The 13,397-nt window shown below is 47.2% G+C and carries 10 protein-coding genes; 4 read left to right on the top strand and 6 right to left on the bottom strand.

Annotation, left to right across the window (positions count from 1 at the left end; translation table 11 throughout):
- Positions 1-12: 12 nt before the first annotated feature.
- From ACLWBD_RS11840 to ACLWBD_RS11830, 3 genes are all read right to left on the bottom strand, one after another.
- Positions 13-798, bottom strand: a complete 786-nt coding sequence (locus tag ACLWBD_RS11840; RefSeq protein ID WP_063204597.1) for an N-acetylmuramoyl-L-alanine amidase family protein — start codon at positions 796-798, stop codon at positions 13-15.
- Between the two features lie 98 nt (positions 799-896).
- Positions 897-3,254 carry a phage tail protein gene (locus tag ACLWBD_RS11835; RefSeq protein WP_413568320.1) on the bottom strand — a complete coding sequence of 786 codons (2,358 nt, stop codon included), beginning with the start codon at positions 3,252-3,254 and terminating at the stop codon, positions 897-899.
- A 20-nt stretch (positions 3,255-3,274) separates the two neighbouring features.
- Positions 3,275-6,331, bottom strand: a complete 3,057-nt coding sequence (locus tag ACLWBD_RS11830) for a hypothetical protein (RefSeq protein ID WP_413568319.1) — start codon at positions 6,329-6,331, stop codon at positions 3,275-3,277.
- Between the two features lie 393 nt (positions 6,332-6,724).
- Between ACLWBD_RS11830 and ACLWBD_RS11825 the strand changes: the two genes are divergently transcribed.
- Entirely contained in the window at positions 6,725-7,927 is a 1,203-nt protein-coding gene (locus tag ACLWBD_RS11825) for a hypothetical protein (protein ID WP_413568318.1), read from the top strand.
- Positions 7,928-7,982: 55 nt separating this feature from the next.
- Here the strand turns inward: ACLWBD_RS11825 and ACLWBD_RS11820 are convergent, their stop codons facing one another.
- Entirely contained in the window at positions 7,983-8,855 is an 873-nt protein-coding gene (locus ACLWBD_RS11820) for a hypothetical protein (protein WP_413568317.1), read from the bottom strand.
- Between the two features lie 196 nt (positions 8,856-9,051).
- Between ACLWBD_RS11820 and ACLWBD_RS11815 the strand changes: the two genes are divergently transcribed.
- The 3 genes from ACLWBD_RS11815 to ACLWBD_RS11805 all read left to right on the top strand — a co-directional run bounded on the left by ACLWBD_RS11815 (position 9,052) and on the right by ACLWBD_RS11805 (position 10,836).
- Positions 9,052-9,306 (top strand): hypothetical protein, encoded by a 255-nt coding sequence (locus tag ACLWBD_RS11815; protein WP_413568316.1) that lies wholly within the window; start codon positions 9,052-9,054, stop codon positions 9,304-9,306.
- A 160-nt stretch (positions 9,307-9,466) separates the two neighbouring features.
- Positions 9,467-10,342 carry a hypothetical protein gene (locus ACLWBD_RS11810; protein WP_413568315.1) on the top strand — a complete coding sequence of 292 codons (876 nt, stop codon included), beginning with the start codon at positions 9,467-9,469 and terminating at the stop codon, positions 10,340-10,342.
- An 80-nt stretch (positions 10,343-10,422) separates the two neighbouring features.
- Positions 10,423-10,836 carry a DUF3617 domain-containing protein gene (locus ACLWBD_RS11805; RefSeq protein ID WP_063242827.1) on the top strand — a complete coding sequence of 138 codons (414 nt, stop codon included), beginning with the start codon at positions 10,423-10,425 and terminating at the stop codon, positions 10,834-10,836.
- Here the strand turns inward: ACLWBD_RS11805 and ACLWBD_RS11800 are convergent, their stop codons facing one another.
- Positions 10,837-12,156 (bottom strand): chloride channel protein, encoded by a 1,320-nt coding sequence (locus ACLWBD_RS11800; RefSeq protein ID WP_413568314.1) that lies wholly within the window; start codon positions 12,154-12,156, stop codon positions 10,837-10,839.
- A 90-nt stretch (positions 12,157-12,246) separates the two neighbouring features.
- Positions 12,247-13,383 (bottom strand): mechanosensitive ion channel family protein, encoded by a 1,137-nt coding sequence (locus tag ACLWBD_RS11795; protein ID WP_413568313.1) that lies wholly within the window; start codon positions 13,381-13,383, stop codon positions 12,247-12,249.
- Positions 13,384-13,397: the final 14 nt, after the last annotated feature.

Genomic DNA, 13,397 nt, shown 5'->3' with positions numbered 1-13,397 from the left:
GTGGGAATGGGGCTAATCTAATGTCTTCGCTGTGCGGTTGTCCATCTTTTCTTTGTAAGAGAGCAGGGCGCTGTAGATTTTTTGAGCAAGATCACTCTGGTATTCCGTCGTTAAAAGCCTTTTGGCTTCACGAGGATTCGTCAGAAAGCCAATTTCAATAAGCACTGACGGCATTGACGTTTTTGAAATGACATAGAAGGGAGCTTGTTTAATCGTGGCATGAGTCGCAGTGCTATCCGCATTCCAAACTTGCGTCAGAGTTTTGGATAAGTGCAAGCTGCTCTCCATACGGTTTTGACGGCGCAGGTCTTCCACGATCGCCGCGACGTCGCCCTTTTTTGAAAGCTCATCGCCTCCGGAAATATCGTGAAGTTCTTTGCTGTTCAGAACCATCTGATTTTCCTGGCTGGCTAAAAATAAACTTTCTTCATCAGGGGGAAGATTGTTCTGAAAAAAGAATTCAACACCTTTTGCGCGCTGATCGGAAGCGGCGTTGGCGTGAAGGCTGACGAACAAATCAGCTTTCGCATCTTCTGCCATTTTCACGCGTGAAGGAAGTCCTAGATTGCGATCCGTCGTGCGCGTGATGCTAACCTTGAAGTCGGTGTTCTTTTCTAAAATAGTTTTTAGACGTTGAGCGACTTTTAAAACCAAATCCGCTTCTTTTGCGGCTCCATGCACGGCGCCGGTATCAACACCGCCATGACCGGGATCGATCATGATGTGCAAGGCAGAGGCGGGAAGACTCCAAGAAAGAAGTCCCAGCGCCAAGAGCTTTTTGGTTTTAAGTAGATTCATTTTTTTAGAATAGAAAAGCCCTCGAACCCTGTCGAGTCCGTAACCGACCAAGGGCTGGTGCTTTGTCAGAATTGCGGTCAAAATTAATTCTCAGAGAACTATTGATCGCACATGTACGTGGCCGATACGCGCAGTCCTGAGTTTGCACATCCCGTGCACCACCACGTCATGCCACCGTTGGGGGCGGTCGTTGTGTTAGGGCCGCAGGTCGCGGGAGTCATAGTCTCGCCGGGCACCCATACTTCCCAATCTTGGTCTTCGCCGCCGTGAGCCGCCTTCACCATAAATCCTGTGCAATTACCTGAGGGCAGACCGTTGTCACACTCACCCGCGGCCCACTTCCAGTAAAAGCAATTTGCGTTAAATGCTGAAGCACTTCCGGCGCGTTTACAAGTCGTGACTCGCGCGATCTTCTGTCCACCGAACTTAATCGATCCATTTACTTCTAAATTCGCGGAAGGTGTTGTAGTGCCGATACCGACATTTCCTCCAGAAACAACGATGGGGCTGTCGGCTAGTGCTGTAGAACTTGTCCAAACGGGAACGGTATTTGTTGTTCCGGTACCCGCACTGGCGACTGTTCTTTGCGAACTGTTCGCTGTACTCACACAATAGATGAGCGCGATATTGCGAGGTCTTGCAGCGCCAAAATAGCCTGGATTTGCAGCGCTAGTGTAAAAGTTGGTGAAGTCTGCGTTCGCAGTTGAAGCCGCCACACCCGGATAGTCAGAAGCTATAATAGGATCGGATTGAGTGGTAGCGGCAAAAGTGCCAGAGAATGAAATCGAGTTCACACCGTTGCCATCGTCACCCACAATAAGAGAGCCTTTTTGTTTTGAACCCAACACGCGGCCCGCATCGACCCCTTTTCCATTATCAAATCCGCGAATGAATTCTCCGCGTAGATCTGGAAGATTAAAAGTTGTGCTTCCGTCGCCACTTCCAAAAGTTGTTCCGATAGCAGTATAAAGGGCGGCATAGGTTGAACGTGAAATCGCAGCTCCGTTGGCTTCTAGCCACCCGGTAGGACAACTGTTACTAGAAAACGCCGTGATAAGTCCTGCCGGACTGACATAATTATTGCTGTTGTCTAATGCCACCCATGCTGAGCCATCGAAAACTTCCAGGGCCGCTAAGGTCGTGTTGAAGCGAATGAAACCTGCAGTAGGAGAAGCAGGCTGTTGCGCCGATGTTCCGACCGGCACGGCCAAGGCATCCGTTTTACTTCCAATATCCAAAGACACTCGGGGAGTGTTCGTACCGATACCGACCTTGTTTCCGTTGTAGTAAACAGTGCCGACGCCATTTTCCTGCCAAAGAGTGGCCGCGGAAGGCAGTCGCGACACATCGATTTGACCGCTCGTTATCTGCGTCGCAGAGATTCCTATGTTCTGACACTTAAATGTGTCCGTCGAAGATTCATAGTACATCGACTGATCGGCAGTGCAACTAGCACTGGCGAAAGACCCACCAAAGGGAGTGATCGTTGAGCGAATGTCCGCGATACTTAAAAAGGCGGGGGTCCATTGACTGGATTGATAACGTAATACCTGACCGACTCCTGAGGGTGAAGACCCAGACACCGTTGTTCCTTGGATTTTAGCGACGGAAGGATTTGGATAATTGCCACTTAAATCACCGCCGGCCGATCCACCAGGCGTTGTCCCCGTAATGGTGACGTTCGAAGCCGAGGTCAATCGACCTTGGGCATCAACAGTGAAAGTCGCAACTTGATTTGAAGACCCATAAGAGCCCGGCGTGACGGCTGTGTTATCTAAAGCCACGGTCTTCGAGGTTGTTCCCGTGACGTTAATTCCTGTTCCTGCAAGGACGTCAGCAACAACGCCGGATCCTCCGGCATCGGTCACACATTTAAAAATTCCTCCATCCCAAGTAATGACTTGCCCCGCAGTACAAGATGCAACCGGGATGGTGGATTTCAGCACAAGATCATTTAAGGATTTATCTGCAATTTTTTGCGCACTATAGGATGTATACGCAAACGGCACAGAGCGAATAATATTCGCCGGAGAAATCACTTTCCAACCTAAACCGTCATGGAACTGAACTTTCAAAAGTCTTTCCGCCGAGTTGCTGGCAATCCAAGAACCGCTGCCGGCACAGGTGTACGTGATGCCATTCACAAAAACATCAGAAAGAGAAAACACCGGGCCTGTTGGAAAAAGACGTGTGCCCAATCCGATAGGCACATCAAAGACGCCATTGGAGTTTTGCATGTTCACGGCATCTTTTTGCTCTCGATACAAAACACAGTTTCCATCAGCAGACGTGATCTCAAAAAGGAAACTGACGTTGTTGAACTCTAAGGGTGTGCCGTCTGATTTTAGAATTCGGCCTTGATAGCTTAAGCTTTGCGGCGAAGCATTCGCCACAAGAGAATAAGTGATGATGAAGAAGAGCATCGCTATTCTAAAAACGTACATAAAGGTCTTCATAACCACGTGCTCTACCTTTCTTAGTTAGAACATTCGTATACAGCGCGCACCCAGACTCCGTTACATGGAGTCGCCATCGACCATGAAATACCGCCATTGGCACCCACGGCCACGCCTCCATTGTAAGGCGTTTCATTCGGGCCCAGGGCGGCCCAATCGCTATCACTTCCACAGGCCACGGCCTTAGAAAGATAACCTACACAACCACTGCTAGGGTAACCGTTGTCACAATGACCGGCTCCCCAGTTTATTAGATTTTGTCCGTTCACCTGTGTGCTGTAGGCGGCGTTATCATAGGTGCACACGGTTCTTCTTGTGGTCGAAGTGACGGGGCGCCAAGTACTGCCGTCACAGAATTCTAATTTCTTTGACGTGCTATTATAACGAGTGGCGCCTTCAATCGCGCCGCTGCAACTTGCGCCTGTGTTACCGATACGAACCTCGCCGCGAGCATCTAAGGTTGTGACAGGTGCGTTGGTGCCCACGCCCACATTGCCTGAAGCCGTGATTCCAATTCCAGAGTTAGAACCATCACCGGATAAGTAGTGATTACCTAAAACCAGATTGTTTGTAGCGACGTGATTACCTAAATTATCAGAAGCTTCTGCGGGTTTTTCGACTCGGTACAGACTCATTTTAAAAGTTTGTCCGGCGCCATAATCGACGGCATTGCTGATGTTACAAGAACCCGAGCCCGTCCACCTGCGTATTTCAATTTTATAAGTGATTGTAGGTTGGTCTGCAGTGTAATTGAACTCGCCAACGATCAGACTTGTTCGATCCGTAGTCGCGGCATGAGTGTTTGTCGCTTCAGAGGTTTGAGTGCCATCAGTAATGCGAAAGAAGCAACTGCCGGTATTTGAATAGAAGGCACCATAGGCATAAACTAAATATCGACCCGCTTTCAAATTCGCAAAACGCACGGCAGGGATTTTACCTTCACTCGGCACAAGGGCAGACCCTTCCAATGTCGGTAAAGCACAGTTTGCATTGGCCGTATTGAGTGTCGCAAACGTTGTGCTATCAAGACCCCAACTGCAGTTTGCTGTAGCGACAGTTCTTGCGGCTCCGATAAATGCACTTCCCGCAGCACTGATTCCATTGGCAGAAGTCAGGGTGCTGCCGTCGGGGAATTTAAATCCACCACTGGTCGATTCAATCAGACCTGCTGCGGAAATGGCACCACCGCTATAGACGATTTTACCTGAGCCTCCATCTTGCCAATAGTTCGCACTTGCAGGCAATCGTGCCGAGGCAATTTGACCACTCGTGATTTGCGAAGCCGCCAGAGTGATATTTTGACATTTAAAAGTGTCCGACGAGGATTCGTAATACATAGATTGGTCTGCACCACACGCGGTCGCCGCAAAAACACCACCAAACGGAGTTATCGTTGAGCGAATATCCGCCATATTTAAAAACGCCGGTGTCCACTGACTCGATTGATAGCGAAGTGTTTGTCCTGTGATAGACGGCCCGGTCGCAGAAACATTGGTCGACTGAATTTTTGCGACCGTGGGATTTGGAAAGCTTCCTGAAAGATCTCCGCCCGCAGTTCCTCCGGGGGCCACTCCAGAAATTGTGACTTGCGAAGCCGAACTCAAACGGCCTTGAGCGTCGACAGTGAATGTGGGTACTTGTGTGCTGGATCCATAAGAACCCGCCGTCACCGATGTGTTGGCAAGATTCAGAGTGACGTTGCCAGAAGTTCCTCCACCAGAAAGTCCTGTGCCCGCAGTGACTCCTGTTAATGTCGCGGTGCTGGTTCCAGATTCCGTGGCGACACGAATCCAAGTGGTGCCATTGTCACGATAAATTTCTTTGGTGTCGGTGGAGATATAAATTCTTCCCGCAACTCCCGCCGCAGGCTTTGAAGAATTTAAACCTGATTGAAGGGAAGTGATATCTGTTCCCGCGTCCGTACCAGCATTATTAATGACTTTATCTGTGATGCCATAGCCGATCAGTGTTGTCGGTTTTCCCGCTGTGATTTGAGACCAATTCAACCCGATGTTGGAACATGTCCATGCGCCCGTCGGTGAAACGAAGGTGAGTGTTTGGTTCACGGCACACGTCGCAGGCATTTGCGAAGATTTTAGAAGTGAGCCCGCATCCGTTAAATCGGCGGAGGACAGCGATGCATTTTCCCACTCGCTGCCATCGTACTTCAAAAATTGCCCACCACTAGGTGATGTGACTGCCAAATTCTTTCCAGCTAATTTTGCTACAGTAGGGTTGGGATAAGATCCCGATAGATCTCCGCCAGCACTGCCACCGGGTGAAACACCGGTGATTGTCACGGCACTTGCCGTTGTCAATCGGCCTTGGGTATCGACGGTGAAGGTCGGTACTTGAGTGGCGGAGCCATAGCTGCCAGCAGCGACACTGGTGTTTGCTAGGTTGATGGTTTTGGTTGTTATTCCTGAAACAGAAATTCCAGTTCCGGCGATTATATCGGAAATCACCCCGGAGCCGCCAGCATCAGTGACGCATACAAACTGAGCTCCATTCCAGCTTAGCACTTCACCTGATAGACATGTCGTTGCCGGTGCGGCGTTTTTTAGTAAAAGGTCGTTGACGGTTTTATCTGCAATTTTTTGCGCGCTAAAAGAAGTATAAGCAAAGGGCACAGAGCGAATGATATTGGCTGGCGAAATGACCTTCCAGCCGTTTCCGTCGTGGAATTGAACTTTCAACTGACGTTCCGAGGTGTTGCTGGCGGACCAACTACCACTTCCATAACAACTATGAGACTTTCCATTTACGAAAACTTCAGAAAGTTCAAAGACGGGTGCCGTGGGATAAAGGCGTGTGCCCGTTCCAATCGGGACATCAAAGACTCCGTTTGAACTTTGCATATTTACGCCGTCTTTTTGTTCGCGATACAAGACACAGCTTCCATCAGCCGAAGTGATTTCAAAAAGAAAGCTGACGTTGTTGTATTCCAGGGGGGAACCGTCAGATTTAAGAATACGCCCTTGATAACTCAGACTCTGGGGCGATGCCAAAGCCAAGCTATCAAATAGCGCAACAGTTATGGGCAGCACAATAAAAAGGACGTACCGAAGTGTGACCATACTTTTATATCGGAGGGATAATTAAATAATGTGAGTGATTCCGCTAAAAACCTCGAAGGATTACAGAAAATTGTATTTCAAAATGAGACAACCGCATTAGAGCGAGACAAAAAGCCGGGGATTCTCAAAATATTTTTTCAGGTGCCAAACAGGAGAAAAGGTCTCAATCTAAGGCCCGCAATTGTCAGTTATCGTCTAAAGACTAGTCAGCGCGGGATACACAAAAGCGCATTTGATTGGTTTTGACGAAACATTGGTCGTGGCATCGCCGTTGCTTTAGTACAAGTCAACCCCCCATGGCGGCCAGGACCCTCCCCCCCCAATCCTGGTCGCTTTTTTTTTGCCCAAAATTTCTATATCCTTATTGCTGTTAAACATCGTAAGGAGACTCCCATGCAGTTGAAACCTCTTGGTCTACTTCTTTTGGCAGCGTTGATGACTCAAGGCTTACCGCAACATGCGTTCGCACAAGCTGATAGTTCACAGATCGAAGCCGAAGAAGCTACAGCAGACGCTGAAGCCGCGAAGGCCGAAGCCAATGAAGCTAAAAAACGTGCGGAAGAAGACCGCCGTCGCCGCGATAAAGCGCGCTCTGAAGCGCAATCCGCGATCAATAAGGCTCGTTCTTTAGAAAACGAATCTAAGAAAGAACAAGCTGAATCAGAAAGAGAGTCTGCAAAACTGAAAGCAGAAACTGCGGACCACGAACGGCAAAAAGCCAATGCTGAAAAAGAGCAAGCCGCAGCAGAAGCTCGTATCAAAGCAGCCCAAGAAAAAACAAAAAAAGCCACGCAAGTTCGCGATGAGGCTTTGGCTAAGCGAAAGCAAGCTGAAGATAAAGCTGACGAATTAAGAGATCAGGCGAAAGACCAAGAAAAGCAGGCGCAATCAGCAACCGAAGCCGGTCAACAGGCTAGTAAAGAAGCTGAGGAAGCTAAAGCCGACGCTAATAAAGCAGAGCAAAATCTTTCAAAAGCAAAATTGCTGACTCAAAAAGCCGTGGCAGAATCCAAAGCCCGCGAAGCCAAAGCAAAACAAGAAATTGCCAGAGCGGAAGCGGATAAAGCGAAAGCCGAAGCTGAAATTGCTCGTTTGAAAGTTCAAGAAGAACAATCCAAAGCGATGATTGAAAAAGTGGAAGGCGAGCTGAAAGCTGCTTTAGTGTCATCTAAAGAAGCCGTTCAGCAAGCAGATTCAGAGCGCAAAAAAGTAAACGAAATTAAATCTCAGGAAGAAAAAGCGAAACAATCTGCCGCGAAGGCTCGTCAAGAGCTTGAAGGCAATCGCAACAACCTGAAGAAAGAACAAGCGGCGGCCAGTCTTGAAATCGCTCGCGCTAAAAAAGTGATTGCTGAAAGTGAAGCAGAAAGCCTGCGGGCTGATGCCGAGTTAAAACGTCTGCGTGATGAAGCTGAAAAAGCCAAGACCGAACGCGAGAAGCTAGAGCAACAAATGGAAGTTGCTCAGAACAAAGCCGAAGAAGCCAAGATCAAATTAGATACTGGTAAAGCAGAAGCGGAAGCAGAAAAGATGAAGCTAGAAGCTTCAAAGATTCGTGCGGATGCGGGTCTGACAACGAAGAAGAAGAAGAAATAGTTCAGTCAAAAAAGTTATAATAAAAAAAACCGCGGGCCTAAATCCTGCGGTTTTTTTATTTGAGAGACTTAACGTCATTAATCACTTTCCAGTGATCCACCTGCGGATTGAAAAAGCCTGACTGGCGATAAGCTTTTTCGATAACACCTTTTTGTTTCAAAAGAGGGACTCCTGCATGAAGAGCGGCAATAACGGACTTCGAGTTCTTAGAAGCCTTCGAAACGCCCCAGACTCGACGGCCCTCAAGAACTATTTTATATCCCGACAAGGGAATGTACTTCGTGTCCTGTATTTGGAATGAAAGATCTTTTTCCGGGCGAAACGAAGACAATAACAAGTCAACGCGATCGTATTTCACCATGCGAATCATTCTTTCCCAATTTCCACCATCAACTATGTTGCTAAAGCCCGCTTTTTTTAAGGCTTGAACATCACTGTCCCAGACGTAGCTTGTGGTGATGCTTTTTCTTTTGAGTTCACTGATCGGCAAGTTTGAAAGCTCAGCGATTTTTTTGGGTTTACCATAAAGTCCTGCTACGAATTGCCCGGCATCCACGGTAGAAATAGATTTCCAGGTGGAGGCCTCTGGCAAATCGGTCTCCCAAACCGGATTTGCTGTAGCATCGGCATAACCTTTTTCCAGTTCCGCAATGGCTCGTTGATAAGTCGGCATTGGAATTAGAATCACCGGAGTGTGCAGGCCCCCTTCGGTCAGCGCTTGCTGAAATAAAATCAATTCTATGACATCTCGGCGCGAGTAAGGCCCACTAAAGTCTTTAATAGATAAAGGATTTCGCCCGTTCAGAAAATTTTTGTAGTCTTCAAGAACGTCCTCAATGACCACAGCCTTAACGGCAATAGGAGAGTTGGCCTTTCCCGGTGAAGAGAAAAGCAGTAGAGAGAGTGTTATTCCGTAAACGTACCGCATGCCGCGCATCCTAAACTCAATCACTCTGAAAGTGGGAAATATATGACTGGCTTGCTTAAGTGTAATCCTGATCAATGCTGTGAATGAAATATTTCGTCCTGAGATCTTCTGCCTTTTCACTGTCTATTGTTTACTGTTTAGACAATAACTTGTGTTTAAAAAATCCTACCGCTAGCATCGGGTCCTTGGAGGAGTTATGAAAAGCATCTTATTTGCATCCTTTTTCTTTTTCGTATTGAGTGCCGGAGCCGCGGACACAGATTCCTTGAAATCGCAAAGCTCAAAGCTGGTCGCGCAAGGAAAAGCCAAAGCTCAAGAGGTGATGACCGCTTGTAAGGAAGATAAAGTTAAACACTGTGATAAGTACACAGAGATGGAAGCATTGAAAACATGCTTAACCAAAAACAAAGAGAGCCTCACGCCTTCGTGTCGAACGTCTTTAGGAATGTAACGCAGAGAGGTTGGCCGTGACTCTTTGTCACGGCCAGCCTACTCAACGATTCTTCGCGTCCTGGACTCTTCTTAGGTCGTGCGAAGACAAGCTCCTTAGTGTCACGAGACACTTTGATGATAACATTGAAGAATCCTGAACATCTAACCGGAGCTTCTTTGTGAAATTTTTGACTCTTCTTTCGATCGTTTGTCTATCTTCTGCCTCTTATGCTTTTGATAATCCTTCGATGCTCAAAAAATATTATTGGGGCGATTTCAATTTCGACGGCTCAAAAATTCGCGGCAACTCATCGAACACCAGCTTTAATAATTCTGAAAAATGGGTGAAGAGCAAAGAGGGCGATAATCAATACAGCATGAAGTGGGGTACAGAAAACGTCGAAGGATCTGAGGTATTGACTGTTTCTGAAACTTTAGTGACCAACTCTAAAGAAAAAGGTAAGTCTTCGCTTTACGCAAGAACTTCAAGTTTCTACAAAGACAAACTTCGAGCTTCGACAATTTGTTATGGATACTCTGCGGAAGGCTCTTTAGCGAATCCTTCTAAGAATGAATTAAAGTGCGTGACAGCGACTCGCCGCGCTTGTGATCGTTTGATGGATTCTTATTTCAAAGAGGCCGGCAAAAACAATATGATCTCGACGAAAGCGGGCGGTTTGAAAGAAACCCAGAAGAAGGCGGAAGAGTGTTCAAGTTTCCTAGATAGCTATGCAAAAATGGCGGTCGCTTTCGGAAACCAATCTTCTCAGCTTGAAAAACGCCAGAAAGAAGTGATCGATCAGGATGCAGATCGCCTTAAGGCGCAAATTAAAGAGGCCACGGGAAATAAGCTTTGGAATATCACGGATCTAAATTCAGCGAACTCGGCATCTGCGCTTGATAAAACAGCTCAGAGCTTTTCCAGCTCCATGGAAGGAATTCGTGCTTTGAATGCGGCATTAGAGACGTGTGCGAGCGCTTCCGCTGACTTTAGCAGCCCTTCGGCGCAAAATGCTTCTGCAGGTGCGGGAAACTCCGCTGCAGGTCAACGATAGTTTGCTCTAACACAATTTATTCTTCACAAATTTGCTAAAAGTGCGTCCTCCCTGGTACAGTTAAGACTTCGGAGGACCTTATGAAAAGCACCATCATCCTGTTACTTCTTTTATCTTCGACCTCTTTTGCGCAAAAATTAGAACCCGGTCTTTGGAAAACGAAAAGTGTTTTAGTCCTCAATGGGTTGCCACTTCCTCCTGCAGAAGGGGAAGAGTGCATCTCGGCTTCACAAACTAAAAATGTCAAAGAGACGATCGTCAAAGAATTAAAAAAGAACGACTGCAAATTAGATAATTGGAATTTGAAAGGTGAAAACCTGCAAGCCTCTTTAAGTTGTAAAAAGAACGAACTCAATGCGAAGGGTACTTTACGTGGAAAAGTAACGCCGAAAAGTTATGATCTGAACGGCGAGGCTGAAGGAACCTATAACGTGATTCCTTCGCAAGCGACTTTAAGACTCACGGGTCAGTGGACCCGCGTCTGCAAAAAATAATCAGTGTTTCTTTTCTAAAAGCTCCGGGGCATTCTGTTGAAGAATGCCGTGAGCGACCTGCTCATAGAATGATTTAGAGCTGACAAGTCTCGCGGTCACGTTGGCGATGATGGACGAAAGCATCAAGTACAAAATGATTTCGTGAGAGTCGGTCATTTCGAGCACCAACACAAAAGATGTGAAGGGTGTGCGAGTGATTCCGGTTAAGAAAGCCACCATACCCACCATGATCATCAGCTTCACATATTCAAAACCGAATGATTGAGCTAAAAATTGCCCTAGCGTCGCGCCACTAGCTAACGCCGGCGCAAAAACGCCGCCGATAACGCCACCAATGTAAGTAAAAAAGTTTCCAAAAACGCGGGCGGCGGGCAGAGTCACATCTGCGGGCGTGTTGGGGTTCTCTAGCAAGGACACCATGACACTTTTACCGGCTCCGACGGTGGAAGGACCGCACAGGTAAATCGTTAAACTTAAAAGAGCCCCGAAAATCAAAGTTAAAAGAACTTTGACCCAAAATGATTTTTTACTTCTCCAAGAAGTGACTCTAAAAAGACTTTCTGCAAAGAAGCTTCCTGCAACGCCGATCAAAGCGGCAATCGCCGCCGTTTGATAAAGGGCGTGCCACGTATAACTTTGAAAACGAGCGTCCCCTAAATACAGGTAATTTCCTAAGAAGAGCTGTGCCAAAATACCGGCAATGATCACCGCTTGGAAAACGGCCGTGCGGATCAGGCTGATATGTGATTTCGACATCTCTTCAATAGCGAAAACAATGCCACCTAAGGGAGTATTGAATGCCGAGGCCAAGCCGGCCGCGCCACCTGCCAATATCATCGAGGGTAGTTGCGGTTTTGGAAAGCGCTTCGGCCAAAGTTTAGATAGCTGGTAGAATATAGCTGCAGAGACTTGCAAAGTTGGACCTTCTCGACCTGTGACACCGCCACCAAGAACGCACAACGAAGAGCCCGCGATTTTTGCGATAAGCATGCGCAGGCCCAAAAGCTTCCTTAAAAAGGGATGATCTGAGGGAGACATTTCTGCTGCGGCTAAAACTTGCGGAATTCCACTTCCTAACGCCTCTTTAGAAAAGAAGTGTCCTATAAGAAATGAAGCTAAAACGGCCAACGGTGCCGTAATTAAAATCAAAGAAGATTGAGAGTTATGAAGCGCCCATTCCTCGCAGATTTTAAATAGCATGTTATACAGAACAGAAACGACAGCAGCGATTCCTGCGGCGAACCAAAAAGGCAGATTGAAAAAGATTTTATCTTGAGCCGACTTAACATGATGATGACGAAGAAGATCTGATGGACGCATCAATCTTTAGTAGCAGCATTTTGAAACAGGCGCACATCACTGCGCATCGAAACGGTGCGTTAACAAATCTGTGATTTCACACTTCGGCTCCTAGGAAGGAGACGAAGTGATTTCGGGATTCTTGTAGTAAACAGTTTGAGTCGGATATGCGAAGTCGACTTTGATTTGTGCCGCGATTTTTAAAATTTCGATGAAGATCTGTTGCTGCAATTTGAGCTCATCAGCACCTGTAGCGACATTGATGTGGAAGTTGACTAAGACGTCTAAGGAAGAGGCATTGTAATTGTTAAACGCCACCGTGACTGTTTCAGGGTTTACTTCTTTATGCTGAGTCAGAAGATAGCGAACGTGATCGCAAAACTGTTCAATTTTTTCTGGAGGTGTCTCGTAAGCCAGCCCCAGAATCTGACGGATGCGTCTTGCCGGGCGCACTCCCATGTTGTCGATGGTTTCTTTTGCCATCATCGCATTCGGAATCGTGATCACGGAATTGTAGAACGTGCGGATACGAGTGGAGCGAAAACCAATCTCTTCGACAGTTCCTTCCATGTCTTTCACTTTCACCCAATCGCCAATTTTAAATGGATGATCGACCAAGATAGTGATCGAACCAAAAAGGTTTGCTGCGGTATCTTGAGCGGCTAAAGCGAGGGCTAAACCACCCAGTCCCAGACCGGCAAGCAGGGACATGACGTTCAGACCAAAACTTTGCAAGGCAATCAGAACGCCAAGAACAACAACGACCACTTTCATTGCGCGCGAAGCGAAGGGGACGAGCTGATCGTCATAAGTGCTTTCCGTTTTTGCCGCGACATCCATAAAGACGCGAGTGATGGCGTCCACCGCGTAATAAATAACGCGAATAAGATAAAGTGCGACCAAGCCTCTTAGAATGTGGTCGTAGTAAGTGCCAAATTTTCCTGAAAGCTCGATGGCATCGCCGACAGCAAACCAGAAAAAGATAACCAAAAGCCAAGCGACGGGACGCTCTAGCGGCATCGATAAGAAGTACGCTGTAAATGTGTTCGGGAACTTTTTGATGAAAGGATTGTGTCGTTTAAACTCTTTCAAAAGAAATTGGAAAACCGGACGAAGTAAAAAGCCCAAAAGAAGCGCGATGGCCAGCGCTCCCCATTTCCAGTTCGGAATAACAAAAACCGTGGATTTTAAAGCCACAGTTAAGTCGTGAGAGAAGAGTTCGGTCTGTTCAAAAAGAAACTTTTCCATGTCGTACCTTTAAA

It is taken from the genome of Bdellovibrio sp. HCB117 (assembly GCF_047305915.1).
GTDB classification, from domain to species: domain Bacteria; phylum Bdellovibrionota; class Bdellovibrionia; order Bdellovibrionales; family Bdellovibrionaceae; genus Bdellovibrio; species Bdellovibrio bacteriovorus_B.
Note: the sequence above shows the minus strand (reverse complement) of the source record. Positions and strands in the feature narration are given on the sequence as shown.

Excerpts from the sequence above, each read along its gene's own strand:
- ACLWBD_RS11840 (WP_063204597.1), bottom strand. The coding sequence starts at position 798 with ATGAATCTACTTAAAACCAAAAAGCTCTTGGCGCTGGGACTTCTTTCT.
- ACLWBD_RS11835 (WP_413568320.1), bottom strand. The coding sequence starts at position 3,254 with ATGAAGACCTTTATGTACGTTTTTAGAATAGCGATGCTCTTCTTCATC.
- ACLWBD_RS11830 (WP_413568319.1), bottom strand. The coding sequence starts at position 6,331 with ATGGTCACACTTCGGTACGTCCTTTTTATTGTGCTGCCCATAACTGTT.
- ACLWBD_RS11825 (WP_413568318.1), top strand. The coding sequence starts at position 6,725 with ATGCAGTTGAAACCTCTTGGTCTACTTCTTTTGGCAGCGTTGATGACT.
- ACLWBD_RS11820 (WP_413568317.1), bottom strand. The coding sequence starts at position 8,855 with ATGCGGTACGTTTACGGAATAACACTCTCTCTACTGCTTTTCTCTTCA.
- ACLWBD_RS11815 (WP_413568316.1), top strand. The coding sequence starts at position 9,052 with ATGAAAAGCATCTTATTTGCATCCTTTTTCTTTTTCGTATTGAGTGCC.
- ACLWBD_RS11805 (WP_063242827.1), top strand. The coding sequence starts at position 10,423 with ATGAAAAGCACCATCATCCTGTTACTTCTTTTATCTTCGACCTCTTTT.
- ACLWBD_RS11800 (WP_413568314.1), bottom strand. The coding sequence starts at position 12,156 with ATGCGTCCATCAGATCTTCTTCGTCATCATCATGTTAAGTCGGCTCAA.
- ACLWBD_RS11795 (WP_413568313.1), bottom strand. The coding sequence starts at position 13,383 with ATGGAAAAGTTTCTTTTTGAACAGACCGAACTCTTCTCTCACGACTTA.